The sequence below is a fragment of the Mycobacterium montefiorense genome, assembly GCF_025823255.1.
GTDB lineage: Bacteria > Actinomycetota > Actinomycetes > Mycobacteriales > Mycobacteriaceae > Mycobacterium > Mycobacterium montefiorense.
In genome coordinates, this window is sequence record NZ_JACKVL010000003.1 from 137,335 (window position 1) to 155,697 (window position 18,363).

Below are 18,363 nucleotides of genomic sequence, written 5' to 3' on the forward strand. Positions count from 1 at the left end.
CGTGCCTTTACAAATCAATCGGCTTGGTGCTGACAATAGCAGGGGGATTGCTACCATCGCGCGGTGAACGAACCGCCTGCGCCACCAGGGTGCGGCCGGCCGAAATCTGCTTCTAGACGCGAAGTCTTGAAACTTGCCGGTGTCGCACCGGTGCTCTTCGCTGTCGCCACTCTCGACGCCCCACTCGCGTCGGCTGGAGTCGCCGGATCATCGGTGTTCCTCGACCCGGGCCACAACGCCGTGAATGACGCCTCGATAAATCGGCAAGTCCCGAATGGCCGGGGCGGCACCAAACCGTGCCAAACTTCGGGCGCCGCGACTAACGACGGCTATCCCGAGCATGCGTTCAATTGGGCGGTCGTCGGCCTGATCAGTGAATCGCTGCGGCAAATGGGCGTGAACACCGTGCTGTCTCGCGACAACGACAGCTCCGTCGGACCCTGCGTCGACCAGCGTGCCGACCAGGCCAATGCGATGCATCCGGACGCGATCGTGAGCATCCACGCCGACGGTGGTCCGCCGTCCGGCAGCGGATTTCACGTCAACTACTCCAGCCCACCGCGCAACGCCGTCCAGTCCGGCCCGGCGATACAACTGGCGCACACCATGCGCGATGCCCTGGTCCAGGCGGGATTTCACCCGTCGACCTACGTCGGGTCCGACGGCCTCTACGGGCGCGACGACCTCGCCGGTCTGAACCTCGCTTTGTACCCGGCAGTGCTCGTCGAACTCGGCAACATGAGGAACGCGGACGAAGCCGCGCGGATGGAAAGCGCCGATGGACAGGCGAAGTACGCCGCGGCCGTCACGCAGGGGATCGTCGCGTTTCTGAACGCCAACGGCCGCTGAGCCGGAATTTTGTTCTCAGACAGTGCTTCTCGCGACGACCGCTGCCTATATTCCGTAGTCCGGCAGGTCGAAGTCGTCGCGGAGCTGCCGATGAATGATCCAGTCGCCGACCAACGGCAGCGATAGCAGGCTGGTGAGCTTGTCGCGTGCCCATAGTCCTCGCCGTGTCCGCGGGGCAAACGTCGCGGCGAACCTGTGGGCCGAGCGCTGCTTGCCGGTGACGAAGGGCCGCAGTAGGCGCTGGTATTCGTGAAAAGCCGTCTTGTAATCGCCGCCGGCGCGGTGCAATTCACCGGCCAGCACATAGGCCTCCAGCATGGCCAGCCCGGTGCCCTCCCCGGCCAACAGCGACACGGCGGCTGCCGCATCGCCGATCAGCATCACCCGCCCGTCGGACCAACCGTTCATCGCGATCTGACTCACCCGATCGAAATAGATGTCCGCGCAGTCGTCCATCGCCTGCAGGATGCGCGGGCATTCCCAACCCGCACCGCCGAACACCGCACCGAGCAGCCTCTTGACCTCATCGGTACCCTGGGGGTCGGCGCCACCGATCTGCTCCCTGGTGAAGACGAACAGAAACATGGTGCGGTCATCGCGCATGGCGAACCGGCTGACCATGCCTCCCGGGATGCCATAGGACACATAGACCAGCTCATCGCGCGGACGGTAACCACGCGCCTCGAATGCGGCAACGCGATAACCGAGGTCGCGCTCGAAGCCCGCCTCGGGACCGAACACCAAACTCCGCACGGGCGAATGCAAACCACCAGCGCCGATCAGAAGATCGAATTCGCGCGATGCACCGCTGTGGAAGCCAACCCGGACCCCGGTGTCGTCCTGCCCGATGGTCGCGATGCTCTGCGCAAAGAGGCTCTCCACATCGTCGGCGAGAGTGCCGTAGATCATGGCCGCCAAATCGCCGCGAGCCAGGCTGGTGAATCGTCCCGCGGCCATGCGCCGGAATCCGTCCGTGGGAAAGCCGCCCACCTTGTCGCCGCGCCTGTCGACCAGCCGCACCTCGCGCACGACGGCATATCCGGCTGCCTGCAACTGCGGGCCGAGGCCCATTCGTTCGGCGATCCGATAACCCGCGCCCCAGAAGTCGACGACGTAGCCTCCGGTTCGCAATGCCGGGGCTTTCTCAATCAGGGTGGCGTGATGCCCGGTGCGGCCCAGCCAATACGCCAAGGTTGGGCCGGCGATCCCGGCGCCGCTGATCGCGATCTTCATCGCGTGCAACTATGCCGGGCGAGCATGTAATGCGACTAAGAGCGCGGTCATGACGATGAGCAGCAACGCGGCCACCCCGACGGTATAGACCTGACGGCGCGGAGTGATTCGCGCCGGGAGCGGTCGCAGCTGCAGTGTTCGTTGGCGTTGTAAGGCGATTAGGTAGCTGGACAACGCCGCGGCCAGAGCCAGGCCCGCCGCGGTCAGCGCCGCCGCACCCTTAACACCGTGCAAGTCCTTGACGGTCAGCAGCGCTCCGTTGACCAGGAACGCGAACGACGTCCGGGTCCAGGCCAGTGTCGTGCGTTCGGCCTGCAGCCCGCCGCCCGGATAGTGCGCCGACGCCTGGGTCAACCCGAGACCGCCTTGAGGACGACCAAGCCGAGCGCGATCAGCCCGACCAGGCTGAGGCCGACCGCGAGATAGGCGGGCGAGGGATGACGGGGCAACGGGTCGCCTCGGCGCATCGCGCGATCCGCCTGTTCCCAGCGCAGCAGCCCCATCCCGCTGGTCAGGACCGCCAGCACCGCCAGGCCAATACCGAGCAGGCGGCGTGCCCCGGGGATCGCGAGCTCGGGCACGAGTTGAACCAGGGCGACCGATGCGGCGAGCAATCCCAGCGCTGTGCGTTGCCAAGCCAGGAATGTGCGTTCGTTGGCCATCGTGAACCGGTAGTCGGGTTCGGATTCTTCCGCGCCGGCATCGTGACGTTCGCCGGCGGGCGTGATGGTGTTATCGGCCACTACTTACCTCGCATGGGATGTATGGACAAGCATTTCTATATCGCTGATTTTAACTAACCGTCTGGCCCGCCACGACGGGTGTTCACCGAACCGCTGCATGATGAAGCTTGTGGTTGAGGCGCTGTTGTTCGACGTGCAAGGCACCGCGACGGATTTCCATTCGACCGTCTGTGACGAGGCGCGGCGGATCAGCGCCGGCCGGCACGCCGAGGTCGATTGGCCGGACCTGGTGCGGCGTTGGCGCGCAGGTTACTTCGACGCGCTGCAGGCCGCGCGCAGTCGCCAGAGCGGATGGGTCTCGGTGCACTCGGTGTATCGCGCCGCTCTGGAGACGGTCCTAAACGAGTCCGCCATCGGCGGCTTTTCGGATGCTGAGCGCGAAGAGCTGACGTTCGCCTGGCAACGGCTGCGGCCGTGGCCGGACGTGGTGGCGGGGCTGTCCCGGCTGAAAAGCTCGTTCACGTTGGCCACGCTGTCCAACGCCGATGTGTCCGCGGTCGTCAACATCTCCAAGCGAGCGCAGCTGCCGTGGGATGCGATCTTTGCTGCGGAGATGGCCGGTGTGTTCAAGCCCGAGCCGGCGATCTATCGGATGGCCGCCACCTACCTGGGCCTGGATCCCGCCGACATCATGATGGTGGCAAGCCACAAATACGACATTCGCGCGGCGGCCGCCCTCGGCTTTCGTACCGCCTTCATCGCGCGCCCGCTGGAATTCGGGGCGGGCGGCGACGCCGATGTCGCCTATTGCGACGAGTTCGACGTGAACGCGTCGGACTTTTTCGACCTCGCCGATCAGCTCGGCTGCTAAGGCGTCAGCGGTACGCGGATCCGGTCAGCGGTTGACCGTTGCTGGATTGCAGCAGGCAGATCAGGGTGCTGGGGGTGGGGTCGGCACCGGTGCGATCCTGGTTCGAGTCGATCAGATACGTGATCGAAAACGCGCCGCTGCCCAGCGGTTTGCCGGTGTAAGGGGCAAACCCGGCAGAGCAGTCCCGGTTGGCGACGTTGACGATGGCGGTGTCCACGGCCATCGGCGCGCGCAGGTACACCTCGGCCAAATGCGCTGTGGCGCAATCGACGACGGTGATCGTCACCCGGCTGAGGTCCGCCGGCGGAAGGTCGGCGACGCAATCGCCGACTTGCAGGTTGATCCACTTTTCGGTCTGCGAGCCAAGCTCGGCGGCCGTCGTGGTGGACGGCTTCGCCGTCGCGTGCGGGGTGATGGTGTTTCTGGCTGAATCGCTACCGCACCCGGCGAGCAGTGTGACGGCGGCCAGGCCGCACAACGCATGAGGGCTTCTGCGCCGCATCGCAGCCTCCTCGATTCCACCGGTTAGCGTTGCAGTTTAGGCATTTCCGACGTTCGGGAGAGGCGAATTCACCGAAGAGGTCAGTGTCGGGTCCGGCTTTTCCGACGACATCGACAACAGCCCCCGCACACAACGCGCGGCCAGCAGCCAGTTCGACGGCTTCTTCATGTCCAGCCCGCCGAGGAGCTGTTTGATCATGGTCAACGTGTCGAAGTAAATACGTTCGCAGACAAGCGTTTCGGTGTCGTCGAAGACGAAGTACGCGTTCATGCGGACCCGGAACCGGCTGCCGGTGGGCGGGACTTTGCCGAGGAAGCCGCGATGCGTGCCCATCAACCAGAACTCGACGATCACCGCGTCGGCGCTGTGCCGCAGCGCGATGATCTCGTGGTCCTGATCGGGAAACGCGGTACGGGTGTAGTTGTAGTAGCCACGCACCGCCTCGTTTCCGTCGTGGATGACCATCTGCGGAATCAGCTCGTAGTGGGGGTGCGGGAACGTCGCCAGCACGTCGTCCCAGTCCTGGCGGACCTCGTCGTGAAAATGGTCGAGCACGAGTTTCTGGCGCGCGGCCAGCACCTCGGGAGCGGGAAACGCGGGGGCTGTCATCCGGTCAGCGTAATTCCGATATCGCATGCGATATCAGAACGCGCCGCTACCGGATTGCCTCGATGGCCCAGGCCGGCATGATCGGCGCGCGGGTGAGTCCGTGGTCGCCCTGGCCCATGCTGCGCAGCAACCACTCACCCGCAGGATGCAACAGCCCATCCGCACCATGGCGAAGATTTCGTACCACTTCAAGTCGACCAGCGGGCGCCCGATCAACTCCTCGAAGCGACGGACCACCTGTTCCTGGCTGTCGAAGCCGGGCAGCTCGGGGTCGGCGTCGATGCCGTTGACCTCCATGGTCTGCCGTCGCGTGGCCAACCACCAGGCGAAGTCGGTCTCCGCCGGGCACAGGCACGCCTGTTCCCAGTCCAGGACGCCGACGATCTGGCCGGTGTCGTCGAAGATGGCGTTGGACAGCCGGGCATCGCCCCAGCAGATCGCGAGATCCGGCGGCTCCAAAGGCTGGTGGCGGTACAGCCAGTCGAACGCATCGGTGATGACTGCGGGCACCTGCTTGTCGGTGGCCCACTCGATGTAGTCGCGCCACCAGCCGAGCTCACCGTCGTTGCCCACACCTTGCGCGCGTTTGAGCCAAGGCGCCTCCTCGATCGGAACCCGTTGCAACGCAACAAGTGTGTCGAGAAACGAATCGTGCACCCGGCGCTGCACGTCCACGCCGGCCCCGTGCAGCCAGCCTTTCACCGCGTACGACGTGTCCGACGGCGTGTGCCCAACGATGCGTGGCATCAGCAGAAAACTCGACCCGAGCCACGAGCTGTCGGGCTCGTAGTGGATCGGTGAGGGAGTGGCGATCCCGTGGTTGTGCAGCAGCTGCTGGGTTCGGGTCTGGCCGGCCAGGTCGTATTCGGCGTAGATGCCACCGCCGGTCGGCGGGATTCGTACGACGAACTCCCGAGCGCCGTCGACGCTGAACAGCAGGCTTTCGCTGGACCAGCCCGCCGCGCGGTTGGCCGGGCGCATTTCGCCGATATCGACCGGGTCGCCGAACCTGTGCTCGAACCAGCGACCGAGTTGCAGGCGAGTGGCGGCCACGTCGCGTTGGCCCAAGGACAGTCCAGCCATGGACAAACATTTACATATAGACCACCAAATGTAAACAGACGAGGGCTTACATCTACGATGTCGCATGTCAAGCCGAAGGAGATCGTGATGGCCATACACCTGCCGTTGACGTTCGGGGATATCGCAGACACCGCGCGACCGCTGGCCATCGCCGTGCACGGCTTCCCGGATACGCCGCACACCTGGCGGCATCTGGGCCCGGTGCTCGCCGACCATGGATACCGGGTGGTAGCTCCGTGGTTGCCCGGCTACGAAGCGCCGGCGACCGGGCCGGTCAGTGTCGGCACGTATGTGCGGCAGATTCGCGCGGTCCGTAAGGCGTTAAAGGCCGATGCCCGTGCGGTGTTGATCGGTCACGATTGGGGCGCCCACACCGCGTATGGACTAGTGGGTGCCGACCCGAGTGCCTTCAGTCGATTAGTGACGCTGGCGGTTCCACCGTCGGCCGCGCTGGTCAACTCCATGTTCAGCTACCCCCAGCTCAAGCGGTCGTTCTACATTTGGCTCATTCAGCAGGTCGGACTGGCCGAAACCCTGCTGATCGAGCCCGGCTTCTGGGAGTCGCTGTGGGCGGATTGGTCACCCGGATACGATGCTCACCAAGATATTTCGTGGCTGCGCGAATACGTCACCGCCGAGAACATCGCCGGGGTGATCGGCCCGTACCGCGCCATGTTCAACCCCGAGTTCGCCGACCCCGACGCCGAAGCGGAGGCCGCGGCGACGCTGATACCGCCTCCGATACCGACCCTGTACCTGCATGGCACCGATGACGGTGGGCTCGGTGCAGACGTGGTTGCCAAAGCGGGCGAACACCTACCGGCACCCGGATCGTCATTCGAAATGATCGACGCTGTCGGCCATTTCCTGCATCTGGAGAAGCCCAATCTGATCGCCGAACGAATCTGCGGCTGGTTGGACGCTAACTCGCCGTCGCGGGCCGCGACGCCTGCCGCGGACTGATTCCGGCCGCATAGCGCAGCTCGGCGAGAAATCGCTCGCGGTCGTCGTCGCCAATGAGATAGTGGCACACCGCGACTCGCACCACCGTGGCTGCGGCTAGATCGGCGTTGTCGCCGTCGACGAGGCGCGCGATCCGCCCGTGCAGGATCGGCATCACTCGCTTCATCTGGAACAGCACGTGCTCGGGCTCGGTGTCGACCAGGAAACCCAGTGAATAGGTGCGCTGGAAGTCGACGACGAATTGCAAAGCCGCGTCTAGTCTTTCCTGGCCGCGCAGACCCGCCATCGCCGACGAAATCCCGGCATCGAAATTGTCCTGCTCGTAGAGGCCGAACGCGTCGAGCAACGCCTCCTTGGAGGGGAAGTACCGGTACAGCGTCGGCCGCGATACCTTGGCCTCGGCGGCGACGTCAGAGAGCATCAACTTCTTGCGCCCGCTACGGGCGAGCACCACGAAAGTGGCGGCCAGGATGCGTCGCCGGGTCGACTGCTCGGCGGCGGGGGGTACGCGGGTGGCCACACAGAGCACTTTACATCTCAGGGTCAAAATGTCACACTGCCAATCGTTACAGCCGGACTTTGAACGTCAACACGAGGCAGTCACCGATGACAGACCTGGTCGTCCGCAAGATGGCATTCCAATTCGACGCTTCGGCGTCCAAGGTGCCGTTCCTGTGGCAACCGGCCAACCCGGAGTTCGCGATCTTTTGCAACGCGTTCACGTTCATCGCGGTGCCGTTCGAGAAATACATCATCGCCGCGCTTCGTCGGGCCCAGGACCGGCTGAGCACTGACACGGCCGTGGCGCAGGAAGCCGAAGCCTTCCTGCGGCAAGAGGCCCAGCACGCGGCCGCACACCGCAAGCACATGATCGCGCTGATCGAGCAATACCCGGGCCTCGAACAGTGCTACGACCAAACCGTGGCGTCCTACAACGACCTGATTGCCGCGCACCCGGTGGAGTTTCACGCCGCCTACATCGCCAACCTGGAGGCCACTTTCACGCCGCTATTCAAAGTGATCCTGGACCACCGGGATTCGCTGTTCGGCGGCGCCGACACCCGGGTGGCGTCGCTGATGATGTGGCATTTCGTGGAGGAGATCGAGCATCGCAGCTCGGGGCTGAAGCTGTACCGGCATCTGATGCCCGATCCTTGGTATCGGGTCAAACGCGTCCGCGAAACGTTCCGGCATGTCGGCGCGATCGCGGCAATGGTTGCCAAGGCCATCGACGAGCACATTCCGTTGTCCGACCGGGTGGTGTCCGCGCAGGACGTGATGGCCTCGGCGCTGCGTCGTGAATTTCGCTACCGGATGGGCAGACGGTGGGGTTCGCCGCCGGTGTTTCGCGCCGTGCCCTCCGCGGACCTGCTCAGGATGCTGTGGAGGTTGGCGCTGTCGCAGATGCCGCACCACGATCCGGCCGACCAGCCGCTGCCGGCCTGGGCGGCCACCTGGATGCGTGAATACGACCGCGGCACCGATATGACGACCTTCGTCGGGAAAGTGTGAATGCCTGTGCTGTCAACCAATTACGGCGGCCTAGTGCCCGAGGACGAACTCCTCACGCATCAGATCGTCGACACCTTCGCCACGGTGAGCCAATCGGATCCGTCCTGGACGGAGAAGATCTGGAGCACCGCGCACGCCCGCGACAACTCCCTGCAAGTCGCGCTCGGCATCGGAAAGTACACGAACAGAGGTGTTTTCGACGGTGCGGCGGGTGTGTGCCGGGGGACCGAACAGTGGACCGTGCGGGGTGGTCGACGGCTGTCGTCGGACCCGTCGGGCACCGACGTCGGACCCATCCACTACCGCGTCGTCGAGCCACTGAAATCGATTCGGATCAGGCTGGACAAGACCGAACACGCCCCTATCGCCTTCGACGTCGAGATGCGGGGCAGCTTTCCCGCGACATTGGAAGACCCGTGGCCGGACCGCAGCCCCGACGGCTACCGGGTGACGCATAATGTGTTGCGCTACCACCAGATTGGCGTCGCGTCGGGTTGGGTCGAGCTTGACGGCGAGCGCACCGAAATCGATCCCGGCGAATGGATCTCGATCCGCGACCACTCGTGGGGGCTGCGCCCCGGCGTGGGCAAGCCCATCCCCGGGCTGCCCCGCGGCGGTCGCCGCATCGACCAGATGTTCATGACCTGGTGCCCGATGACGATGGTCCGGTCCGACGGATCGGCCTACTCGCTGTTCGTGTTCCTTCAACAAGAGAAGGGCGACGGATTCGAATCGACCCGCTACCAAGCCGAACAGCAGAACGGCGACGGCACCGCCGTCCGCTTCATCGGCGTCGACCAGGAGCTGCACTTCGAGGATGCCAACCGCCGGCTGACTCACGGAACCATTACGCTGACCGAAACCGATGGCACCAAGCGGCCTTTGACGATCACCGCCGCCGGGCCGACCGGGTTTCACCTCGGCACCGCGGGCTACTACGGATGGAACGACTGGGTCTATGGGCAGTGGGTAGGTGACTTGAAGGTCCAGGGATACCACACACCGAACTGCGACCATCCCGAAATCGCCCGTAAGGTGCACCAATTGCGCGATCTGCTGGTGCGTGTCGAGGATCCGGTCGGTGGCGGGGTCGGGATGGGCAACGCCGAGACGTTCGCGTTCGGTGCGATTCCCGAACTTGGCCTCAGCGCCGAGAATTCGTTCCTATGAGCTCGGGGGAGTCCAGGAGACCGGCAGGGTCTTGATGCCGTGAATGAACTGCGACAGCAGCCGCGCCGGCTTACCGGTCACGGTGATGTCGGGGATTTCACGGCGCAGTTCGTCGAAGGCGACCCGGATCTCGCGACGAGCCAGGTTGGCGCCCAAGCAGAAGTGCGCGCCTCCGCCGCCGAAGCCCAGATGCGGGTTGGGATTGCGCGCGACATCGAACGCCCACGGGTTGTCGAACCGTGATTCATCGCGGTTTGCCGAGTTGTAGTACAGCGCGACCTTGTCACCGGCCGCCATCTTGACGCCGCTCAACTCGAAGTCACGGGTCAGCGTGCGGCGCATGTAGATAACCGGCGATGCCCACCGCACGATCTCCTCGACTGCCGTGGGTGTCAGCTCGTCGAAGTCGGCCCACCACTTCTCCCGTTGCTCGGGAAAACGGGACAACGCCAGCACGCCGTGGCTTATCGCGTTGCGGGTGGTTTCGTTGCCCGCCACCACCAGCAGGATGAAGAACGACGCGATCTCCTGCGAGGTGAGCCGGTCGCCGTCGACCTCGGCTTCGACCAGGCTGGTGGTCAGATCGTCGTGGTGGTTGGACCGGCGATCTTCGGCCAGCGCGTTGGCATAGGTGCCGATGTCCATCGACACATGCATGAACTCTTCGAAGTCGGTGGTCAGATCGGGATCGCCGAAACCGAGAATCACGTTGGTCCAGTGGAAGATTCGCTGATGGTCCTCTTCCGGAATTCCCATCATGTCGCAGATCACCTGCAGCGGCAGCGGCCCGGCGAGCTCGGTGACCAGGTCGGCGTGGCCGTCGGGATGGTTGGCGATCAGCGAGGTGACCAGTCGGTGCGCGCGTTCTCGCACCGAAGCCTCAATGCGGGCAACCACTTTCGGGGTGAAGGCCCTGCTGACGATCGAGCGCAGCCGCTGGTGTCGTGGGTCGTCGGTCACGATCATCGAGCCGAAGTACTCGGCCAACTCGGCTGTCTGGTCGTTGACCGTGATGCCGCCGGCGGAGCTGAAGATCTCGGGATGACGGCTGGCGAAGTGGACGTCGTCGAGCTTGGTCAGCGCCCAATACCCGGTGCCCGATTCAAACCCCTCCATCTCAATCACGGGCCAGAACGAGATCGGAGTTTCCCGGCGCAACGCGGCGAAAGCGGCGTCGCGGATGTCGTCGTTGTGCACCCAGAAGTCCAGCGACTCGAGATGGACATCGGCAAGCGGAATTTCGGGCGGTGGCGTCCCATTTGGGCGCGCCGCGATGCCGGTCTCCAGGCTCACTTAACTCTCCTTCGCCGTTGAAGAAGTGACACGGCAGAGCTTAAACCCGGATCAGTGCGTACAGACCGTTCTCGCCGGAACTCCCGTCGTCGCCGTCGCGGCGCTGACCACGTTGCCGTCGAGCAGAATCTTGCAGGAAATGGGGCCCGGTCCCTGCGCGCTGAGAGTGAACACCTGCCCGCCGTACGCGGTGAACTCCGTGGACCAGGGCAGCGGCGCATTGATCTGGTGCAGCTGCCCGGTGTCGGTTTGGTAATAGATGACCTGGGCCACCGCGGGCCCGTTGATCTCGTAGCGGACCTGGGGCATCTGGGGTATGGCGTGGGCGGCGCCGCAGGCATTTGCGAACCCGAAACCGATGGCCAGCAGCATCGACGGTGCGGCGAGGTGCTTTGTCATGAAATGCATCGTGTCACTTAGCGGGACAGGGTGCTAGAGGTCACACTGTGCGCGCTTAATGTGAAGCCAAGCGGGGGCCGGCGAACGGAAGGTTTGGTATGTCGATAAGCGGCTCAAAGCGTGTGGTGGTGTTTGGTACGGGCTTCGTGGGCAGGATGGTGATCCCGGAGATCGTCAAGCACCCGCTGTTTGAGTTGGTCGGCGTGGGCGTCAGCAATCCGGACAAAGTTGGCCGCGACGTCGGGGAGATCTGCGGGATGCCCGAGCAGGTGGGTGTTGCGGCCACCGACGACATCGACGCCCTGATCGCCTTGAAGCCTGATGCGCTGGTGCATTACGGCCCGACGGCGATGCACGCCAAAGAGAACATCTCGCTGATCACCCGCTTCCTGCGGGCCGGCATCGACGTGTGTTCGACGGCGATGACGCCGTGGGTGTGGCCGACCATGCACCTGAACCCGCCGAACTGGATCGAGCCGATCACCGAAGCGTGCGAGCTGGGGCAGGCGTCCTGCTTCACCACGGGCATCGACCCGGGATTCGCCAACGACCTGTTCCCGATGACGCTGATGGGCCTGTGTTCTGAGGTGCGGCGGGTCCGGGCGTCGGAGCTGCTGGACTACACCAACTACGAAGGCGACTACGAAGTCGAGATGGGCATCGGCCGCGAGCCCGAGTACAGCCCGATGCTGGAAAACCGCGACATGTTGGTCTTCGCCTGGGGTGCGACCATCCCGATGATCGCGCACGCCGCCGGGATCATGCTCGACGAGATCACCACCACCTGGGACAAGTGGGTGACCCCGACCGAGCGCAATTCCGCCCGGGGCGTGATCAAAGCCGGTCACGTCGCCGCCGTCCGGTTCACCATCAACGGCGTCTACCAGGGCGAAACGCGCATCCAGCTCGAACACGTCAACCGCATCGGGCTCGACGCCGCGCCCGACTGGCCGACGGGCAACGACAACGACGTCTATCGCGTCGACATCGAAGGAACCCCGAGCATCTTCCAGGAGACCGCATTCCGGTTCACCGACGGCTCCGGCCGGGACGCGGCCGCCGCCGGGTGCCTGGCGACCGGGTTGCGCGCATTGAATGCCGTGCCGGCAGTCAACGATTTGCGGCCCGGCTGGGTCACCCCGCTGGACCTTCCGCTGATCGCAGGAGCAGGCAACATACGCTGACCAGCGCGGATACTGTGGCCGATTCGTCATACAGCTCACGCATAGCCAATGCAGAGATTGGCTATAGGTATAGGCGATAAAATCGGGCTTTGGCGGATGCGGGGGCATTCCGCTCGATATACGGGGATGGACCATGTCAGACGGAGCTACGCCCGCGCTGGGGCTCTCGATTGGTGCGACTAATTTCGCCGCGGTCACCGCCGATCACGCCGTTACACGTAAGCCCGTCATGACGCTGTACCGCGAGCGTCTGCCCGAGATCGGGGTGCCGGCCGAGAATCCCCGACTGGACCAGCCGGGCTTGGTGATCACCGGCTTCGTCGACCGGGTAGGCGATCCGATCGGCATCGTGGCGGCCGACGGCTCGGTGCACCAGAGCGAGGCGCTGGCCGCCGACGGATTGCGTGCCTTGGCCTACGCCGCCGCCGGCGGGCGCGAGCTACCCGAAAACGTCGCGGTGACCCACCCCGCGCACTGGGGATCGAACGCGGTCGACGCGCTGGGTTCCGCGCTGAGCCGGGTGCCCGAATGGACAAACCGCGCCCAGCCGCTGACGTTGATCCCCGATGCCGCCGCGACGCTGTTCGCCGTGCGGGCCAACCCGGGCATCCCGGCGCGCGGGACCGTGGCCGTCTGCGACTTCGGCGGCAGCGGCACCAGCATCACGCTGATGGACGCCGCGGGTGACTACTACCCTCTTGCGCCGACCGTGCGGCACCTCGACTTCTCCGGCGACCTGATCGATCAGGCGCTGTTGACGACCGTTCTGGCCAACCTGCCCAGCGCCGCTTCCTTCGATCCGTCCGGCACCTCGGCGATCGGGCCGCTGGGCCGGCTTCGGACCGGTTGCCGAAACGCCAAAGAGCAGCTCTCCTCGAGCACGGTTGCCACGCTGTCCGAGGGGCTACCGGGGATACCGGGCGAGGTCCGGCTCACCCGCAACGAACTGGACGACGCCATCCGTACGTCGCTGACCAACTTTGTGACGGTCCTGGATGAAGCCCTGGCGCGCAACGGGATTCGCGATCTGGTCGCGGTGGTCTCGGTCGGAGGTGGCGCCAACATCCCGGCGGTCACCACGATGCTCTCCGGTCACCTGCGAGTTCCGGTTGTGACGATGCCGCGGCCGCATCTGGCGCCGGCAATCGGTGGGGCGTTGCGCGCGACGCGTGGACCGGGCGAGACCAGCGCGACCCTGCTGACCCCGGCCGCCTCCCGAGCCACGGCAGCGGCCGTAGCGGCGGCGGTCGCCGCTCCCGTGGCGGTGGAGGAACACAAATCCGTGCTGACCCAGGCGCCGCCCTCGGAGCCGGTATCGAGCCTGATGCCCGCGCTGGCTTGGTCTGAGGCGGCCGACGATTCGCGCGTCATGCCCGTCGGCGCCGCGGCTCATGGTGGCGGGTCCGGCTATACGTCGGCGCGCCCCGCGATGAACTTCGACCAGCCCGAGCGGCCACAGCGGGAGAAAAAGACTTCAGTCATTCCCTGGCATCGGATGCCGGGGATGGTGATCATCAGCACGGCAGTGGCGGTGTTGCTGGTTGGCGTCGCGTTGGCGATCGGCCTCTCCGACAACAAACCGGCCACCACGCCGAGCCCCGGCGTGGGAACGAGTCCGGTTTCCGCGCCACCAGCCAACAATGGGGCGCCACAACCCGCCCCGGCGAGCCAGGCGCCGATCACCGGTCAGGCCGCGACTCCAGCAGAGCCCGCCGCGCCGCCACCGGCCGACGCGCCTGCTCCGGCTCCGGTGGCAGTGGACACTCCGCCGCCCGCGGCCGTCGATACGCCGGTCCCGGCGGCACCCCCGCCACCGGTCGAGGCTCCGGCTCCGCCGCCGGTTCCGCAAATACCGGCGCCCGCACCGCGGGTCCCGCCGATCCCGGCGATTCCGCCCATCCCACGTATTCCTGGATTTGGTATGCCAATTCCAGGACTTGGTGGTTCCTAGGACGGCCTGCCGCCGGTCGCAGGCCGCTTCTCGCCCTTGTTGTCCTCGGCGGCCAGTTTCTTGAGTTCTTCGTTCAGAGCCTTGTCTTTCTCGATTTGTTCTTTCTGGGCCTTGTCGTCGCCTGAACCCTTGCCGTCCGGGGCTTCGTTGTTCTTCGGGTTGCCGTCATCGTCCAGCCAGGCGCCGATCGCGGTCCCCGAGACTGCCCCGCCGGATCCCGGCAGCACCAAGGTGGGCCGGTCCTCGTAGGCCGTCATCATTTCGGCGGCTTTTTCTTTTTGTTCCTCGCCCGCCTTCGGCTTCTCCGTTAGCTGCTGATCGGCGTCCTGAGTCTGCTCAGCTGCCTGCTGGTCGGGTTCTTGGCCAGCTGTTTTGTCATCCTGCACGCTCATTTGACATCCCCCTTGCGAGTTGCAGTTGCGACCCCCGATTCGCTGTCGGTTACCCGTTGCCGCGCGGTGCCGAAACTCTGGTCACCGCGATCTTTTTGCCTGACCAGCGGTCATAAGCAGGGTGAGTCTGAAAAGCCTTGTCTGAGTTGCTAATTGGATGCTGGGTAGCTGACGCCGGTGAGCTTCTCGGAAATCTCCCACAGTCGCCGGCAGTCGTCGTCGTTGCGGGCACGCGCGGGCGTGCTGGCAACTTTCACCCCGCCACCTGCGAGTTCCATAAATCCGCGTGGTCCGTAGAATTCGCCGCCCTCGGCCGCCGGGGTGGCCGCGGCATACAGGGCGGGCAGAATCCCCTCGTCGATCTCCTGCCACAGGAAGGGCGTGAAACGCCACGACGCCTTGTACAGGCGCTCCATCAGCGCCGGCTTTTCGCGGCCATAGGACGGTCCGCTGACCTGCAGGTTGGTCTTGGTCAGGCCGGGGTGTGCGGCGTTGGAGACGATGCCCCAGCCGCCGGCGCGGCTGCGCTTGTCCAACTCGCGGGCGAACATCAGCACCGCGATCTTGGACTGGCCGTAAGCCGGCATCGGCGCGTACGACTTTTCGAACTGTAAGTCGTCGAAGTGGACCTTGCCGCTCTGGCTGGCCGCGAGGCTGCTCAACGAGACGACTCGGGCGCGCCCCGCGGCGCGCAGCAGCGGCAGCAGATGCGCGGTCAGTGCGAAGTGCCCGAGATGGTTACTGCCGAACTGCAATTCGAAGCCGTCGGCGGTGGCATCGCGTTCCGGTGGTGTCATCACCCCGGCGTTGTTGATCAGAATGTCGATCGGCCGGCCTTCGGCGTTGAGTTGCTCGCCCAGCGCGGCGACCGAGGCCAGCGACGACAGGTCGAGGGATTTGATCGTCAGCTTGGCATCCGGCACGCTGTCGCGGATCTGCTCGACTGCCGCCTCACCCTTGGCCCGGTTGCGGATCGCCATGACCACGTCGGCGCCGGCCGCCGAGAGCCGGCGGGCCAACCCAAAACCCAGACCGCTGTTGGCTCCAGTGATGACGGCCAGTTTCCCGGACAGGTCTGGCACGGTGGCGACGAGATCGTTGGACATGGCTATCAGTGTGCTCTTTCGCTGGCCCCGGGTCACTAGCAATGACACACTGCGTGGATGCGCAGCAGACGGGTTGCCAAGATTTCGCTGGCCGCTGCCATCGCGACGATCATCGTGTCGATCGGCGGCTTTATCGTCACGCTGGTGCTGAACGCGTTTTTCCTGGACAAGTACAACGCCTACGGCGAGGTCCCGATCCCGGGTTCAGGCAGCGTGTATCTGCCCGCCGGCGAGGTCACCGTCAGTCTGCACGCCGTGGTGATCGGCGGCCCCAACGGCGGCGGCTTGCCGGTGCCGCCGCTGGGGGTAACGATCAGCCCGCCCGACGGGATGGCACAGCCGTCGATGACCGAAAATATCGGCAGCACAACAACAGTCAACAACGACGCACACGTGCGGGTGTGGGTGGCTCAGATTCCGGCCGCGGGCACGTACAACATCACCACCGACGGCCAGGTCAACGGATTCATCGCGCCCCGACTGGCCTTCGGCCACTCGAGTTCCTACGGCTTTTTGGTGTGGGTGTTTGTCGCGATGTTCGTTGCGGGCCTGGTTGATTCGATCGTGTCGGGACTGTGGCTGTCCCGCACCCGGCGCCGGGCGGCAGCGGTGGTGGTGCAGGCATCCCAGCTGTCCGGGCCCACCGAGTGGCCCGTCGTGCCGGTGTCAGCGCCTATGGTGCCGCCCGCCGTGGCGTACGAACCCACCGATGAGGGTGTTCGGTTGGAGCGGCTCAAAACGCTGGCGGCGCTGCGAGATTCCGGGGGGTTAACCGAAGAGGAGTTTCAGACCGAGAAGCAGCGAATCCTCGAAGGTCACTGAGTTACCGTCGGATCAGTGGCCCCGCGCCACCCACTCCTGGTAGTGCACGATCTCGTCGCCGATGATGGTGCTGTCGCCGTGGCCGGTGTGCACGACGGTCTCGCCGGGCAGCTTGCCGAGCCGCTCGGAGATCGACTGCAGGATCGTCGGGAAATCGGAGTACGAGCGCCCGGTGGCGCCGGGGCCGCCGGCGAACAGGGTGTCGCCGCTGAACACAACACCGAGGTCGTGCACGTACCAGCACACCGATCCGGGGGAGTGGCCGGGGGTGTGCAGCGCGGTTAGCTCGGTGCCGGCGATGTTCAACTTCTGCCCATCGGAGATAGCACGAAAGTCTTTGTCCTGGTGGGTCATTCGCCATAACTCTTCGTCGGCGGGATGCAGCAGCACCGGTGCGTCGAGTATCTTGCCGAGTTCGGGCGCCACCGTGACATGGTCATTGTGGCCATGCGTGCACACCACCGCCACCACATGGCGGCCCTCCACAGCGTCGACGATCGGCGCCGCATCGTGAGCCGCGTCGAACACCACCACGTTGGAGTTGTCGCCGATCAACCAGATGTTGTTGTCGACTTCCCAACTGCCGCCGTCGAGTTCGAAGGTACCGTGCGTGACGACCCGATCGATATCGACCATCTACAGCACCACTACCGAACGCAGTACCTTGCCGTCATGCATCTTCTCGAACGCCTCCTCGATGCCGTCTAGCCCGATTCGTTCCGAAACAAACTCTTCCAACGGAAGCCGGCCCTGCAGATACAGATCGATCAGGGTGGGGAAGTCGCGTTCGGGTAGGCAGTCGCCGTACCACGACGACTTCAACGACCCGCCGCGAGAGAAGAAGTCGACCAGCGGCATCTCCAGCTTCATATCCGGCGTCGGCACACCTACCAGCACCACGGTGCCTGCGAGATCACGAGCGTAGAAGGCCTGCTTCCACGTCTCGGGCCGGCCGACCGCGTCGATCACCACGTCGACGCCGAAGCCGTCGGTGAGGTCCTGGATGGTTTCGACCACGTCCTTTCCGAGGTCGAGTTCGCGGGCGTTGAGGGTGTGGGTGGCGCCGAACTTGCGGGCCCAGTCCAGCTTGGTGTTGTCGGTGTCGACGGCGATGATCTTTTTTGCGCCGACCAGCGCGGCACCCGCGATCGCGGCATCGCCCACACCGCCGCAACCGATCACCGCGACGGTGTCGTCGCGGTCGACGGCGCCGGTGTTGATCGCGGCGCCGATGCCCGCCATCACGCCGCAGCCCAGCAGCCCGGCGACCGCGGGGTCGGCATCGGGATTGACCTTGGTGCACTGACCGGCCGCGACCAGCGTCTTGTCGGCGAAGGCCCCGATGCCCAGCGCGGGGGTCAGCTCGGTGCCGTCGGTCAGCGTCATCTTCTGGGTGGCATTGAAGGTGTCGAAGCACAGGTGTGGCTTGCCGCGTTTGCAGGCACGGCACTGGCCGCACACCGCGCGCCAGTTCAGGATCACGAAGTCGCGGCTCGACGGCGGTGACGCCCGGGCCGACCGCTTCGACCGTGCCCGCGGCTTCGTGGCCGAGCAGGAACGGATACTCGTCGTTGATGCCGCCCTCGCGATAAGTCAGATCGGTGTGGCACACCCCGCAGGCGATGATGTCGACCAAGGCCTCTCCGGGACCGGGGTCCGGGACGACGATGTCGACCAGTTCGACGGGCTGGCCCTTCTTGCGTGAAATCACTCCGCGCACTGTCTGACTCATGGCCTACAA

Annotated in this window: 20 protein-coding genes and 1 pseudogene; 8 read left to right on the forward strand and 13 right to left on the reverse strand. The window is 65.1% G+C overall.

The features are described 5' to 3' along the window. The first annotated feature begins 63 nt into the window (after positions 1 to 63). Positions 64 to 849: an Rv3717 family N-acetylmuramoyl-L-alanine amidase gene (locus tag H7K34_RS01415; protein ID WP_372510661.1), complete on the forward strand. Its 786-nt coding sequence runs from the start codon at positions 64 to 66 to the stop codon at positions 847 to 849. Between the two features lie 45 nt (positions 850 to 894). Here H7K34_RS01415 and H7K34_RS01420 read toward each other — a convergent pair whose 3' ends face one another. From H7K34_RS01420 to H7K34_RS01430, 3 genes are read right to left on the reverse strand one after another with little or no spacing between them, the layout of a single operon-like run. Beyond that, a complete protein-coding gene (locus tag H7K34_RS01420; RefSeq protein WP_264059050.1) occupies positions 895 to 2,082 on the reverse strand; it encodes an FAD-binding domain in 1,188 nt (395 codons plus the stop codon). A 9-nt stretch (positions 2,083 to 2,091) separates the two neighbouring features. Continuing rightward, entirely contained in the window at positions 2,092 to 2,436 is a 345-nt protein-coding gene (locus tag H7K34_RS01425) for a DUF202 domain-containing protein (protein ID WP_264059052.1), read from the reverse strand. Then, positions 2,433 to 2,744, reverse strand: coding sequence for a YidH family protein (locus H7K34_RS01430; protein WP_108921628.1), 312 nt, complete (start codon positions 2,742 to 2,744; stop codon positions 2,433 to 2,435). Before H7K34_RS01430 ends, H7K34_RS01425 begins: the two co-directional genes overlap by 4 nt. Positions 2,745 to 2,922: 178 nt before the next feature. Here H7K34_RS01430 and H7K34_RS01435 point away from each other — a divergent pair, with 178 nt between their 5' ends. Continuing rightward, positions 2,923 to 3,636 (forward strand): haloacid dehalogenase type II, encoded by a 714-nt coding sequence (locus H7K34_RS01435; RefSeq protein ID WP_264059054.1) that lies wholly within the window; start codon positions 2,923 to 2,925, stop codon positions 3,634 to 3,636. 4 nt (positions 3,637 to 3,640) lie between these two features. Here the strand turns inward: H7K34_RS01435 and H7K34_RS01440 are convergent, their stop codons facing one another. From H7K34_RS01440 to H7K34_RS01450, 3 genes are read right to left on the reverse strand one after another with little or no spacing between them, the layout of a single operon-like run. Beyond that, positions 3,641 to 4,138 (reverse strand): septum formation family protein, encoded by a 498-nt coding sequence (locus tag H7K34_RS01440; RefSeq protein ID WP_264059056.1) that lies wholly within the window; start codon positions 4,136 to 4,138, stop codon positions 3,641 to 3,643. A 36-nt stretch (positions 4,139 to 4,174) separates the two neighbouring features. Beyond that, positions 4,175 to 4,747: an ester cyclase gene (locus H7K34_RS01445; protein WP_264059062.1), complete on the reverse strand. Its 573-nt coding sequence runs from the start codon at positions 4,745 to 4,747 to the stop codon at positions 4,175 to 4,177. Positions 4,748 to 4,780: 33 nt separating this feature from the next. Beyond that, positions 4,781 to 5,830 carry a phosphotransferase family protein gene (locus H7K34_RS01450; RefSeq protein ID WP_264059067.1) on the reverse strand — a complete coding sequence of 350 codons (1,050 nt, stop codon included), beginning with the start codon at positions 5,828 to 5,830 and terminating at the stop codon, positions 4,781 to 4,783. A gap of 87 nt (positions 5,831 to 5,917) precedes the next feature. Between H7K34_RS01450 and H7K34_RS01455 the strand changes: the two genes are divergently transcribed. After that, on the forward strand, positions 5,918 to 6,793 hold the full coding sequence (locus H7K34_RS01455; RefSeq protein WP_264059069.1) for an alpha/beta fold hydrolase: 876 nt from the start codon (positions 5,918 to 5,920) through the stop codon (positions 6,791 to 6,793). Here H7K34_RS01455 and H7K34_RS01460 read toward each other — a convergent pair. Beyond that, complete coding sequence (locus H7K34_RS01460) at positions 6,753 to 7,313, reverse strand: TetR/AcrR family transcriptional regulator (protein ID WP_264059070.1); 561 nt, start codon at positions 7,311 to 7,313, stop codon at positions 6,753 to 6,755. The genes H7K34_RS01455 and H7K34_RS01460 overlap by 41 nt on opposite strands. A gap of 86 nt (positions 7,314 to 7,399) precedes the next feature. Between H7K34_RS01460 and H7K34_RS01465 the strand changes: the two genes are divergently transcribed. Together H7K34_RS01465 and H7K34_RS01470 are read left to right on the forward strand one after the other, a co-directional pair. Continuing rightward, positions 7,400 to 8,305, forward strand: coding sequence for a metal-dependent hydrolase (locus H7K34_RS01465; protein ID WP_264059072.1), 906 nt, complete (start codon positions 7,400 to 7,402; stop codon positions 8,303 to 8,305). Beyond that, positions 8,306 to 9,475: a hypothetical protein gene (locus H7K34_RS01470; protein ID WP_264059074.1), complete on the forward strand. Its 1,170-nt coding sequence runs from the start codon at positions 8,306 to 8,308 to the stop codon at positions 9,473 to 9,475. On the opposite strand, the gene H7K34_RS01475 is transcribed toward H7K34_RS01470, so the two are convergent. After that, a complete protein-coding gene (locus H7K34_RS01475) occupies positions 9,470 to 10,768 on the reverse strand; it encodes a cytochrome P450 (protein ID WP_264059076.1) in 1,299 nt (432 codons plus the stop codon). The genes H7K34_RS01470 and H7K34_RS01475 overlap by 6 nt on opposite strands. Positions 10,769 to 10,819: 51 nt before the next feature. After that, positions 10,820 to 11,167: an MmpS family transport accessory protein gene (locus H7K34_RS01480; protein ID WP_264059078.1), complete on the reverse strand. Its 348-nt coding sequence runs from the start codon at positions 11,165 to 11,167 to the stop codon at positions 10,820 to 10,822. Positions 11,168 to 11,265: 98 nt separating this feature from the next. Here H7K34_RS01480 and H7K34_RS01485 point away from each other — a divergent pair, with 98 nt between their 5' ends. Together H7K34_RS01485 and H7K34_RS01490 are read left to right on the forward strand one after the other, a co-directional pair. Next, positions 11,266 to 12,351, forward strand: coding sequence for an NAD(P)H-dependent amine dehydrogenase family protein (locus tag H7K34_RS01485; RefSeq protein ID WP_264059080.1), 1,086 nt, complete (start codon positions 11,266 to 11,268; stop codon positions 12,349 to 12,351). Positions 12,352 to 12,484: 133 nt separating this feature from the next. After that, entirely contained in the window at positions 12,485 to 14,302 is a 1,818-nt protein-coding gene (locus tag H7K34_RS01490) for an Hsp70 family protein (RefSeq protein ID WP_264059081.1), read from the forward strand. On the opposite strand, the gene H7K34_RS01495 is transcribed toward H7K34_RS01490, so the two are convergent. Both H7K34_RS01495 and H7K34_RS01500 read right to left on the reverse strand, forming a co-directional pair. After that, positions 14,299 to 14,694, reverse strand: a complete 396-nt coding sequence (locus tag H7K34_RS01495) for a hypothetical protein (RefSeq protein WP_264059087.1) — start codon at positions 14,692 to 14,694, stop codon at positions 14,299 to 14,301. The genes H7K34_RS01490 and H7K34_RS01495 overlap by 4 nt on opposite strands. A gap of 149 nt (positions 14,695 to 14,843) precedes the next feature. Beyond that, complete coding sequence (locus tag H7K34_RS01500; RefSeq protein WP_264059091.1) at positions 14,844 to 15,800, reverse strand: SDR family oxidoreductase; 957 nt, start codon at positions 15,798 to 15,800, stop codon at positions 14,844 to 14,846. A gap of 57 nt (positions 15,801 to 15,857) precedes the next feature. On the opposite strand from H7K34_RS01500, the gene H7K34_RS01505 reads away from it, so the two are divergent. Next, entirely contained in the window at positions 15,858 to 16,622 is a 765-nt protein-coding gene (locus tag H7K34_RS01505; protein WP_264059092.1) for an SHOCT domain-containing protein, read from the forward strand. Positions 16,623 to 16,634: 12 nt separating this feature from the next. Here H7K34_RS01505 and H7K34_RS01510 read toward each other — a convergent pair whose 3' ends face one another. After that, positions 16,635 to 17,258: an MBL fold metallo-hydrolase gene (locus H7K34_RS01510; RefSeq protein WP_264059093.1), complete on the reverse strand. Its 624-nt coding sequence runs from the start codon at positions 17,256 to 17,258 to the stop codon at positions 16,635 to 16,637. Beyond that, positions 17,259 to 18,354 (reverse strand): annotated as a pseudogene (locus tag H7K34_RS01515) (S-(hydroxymethyl)mycothiol dehydrogenase). It lies immediately after the preceding gene. Positions 18,355 to 18,363 lie beyond the last annotated feature (9 nt).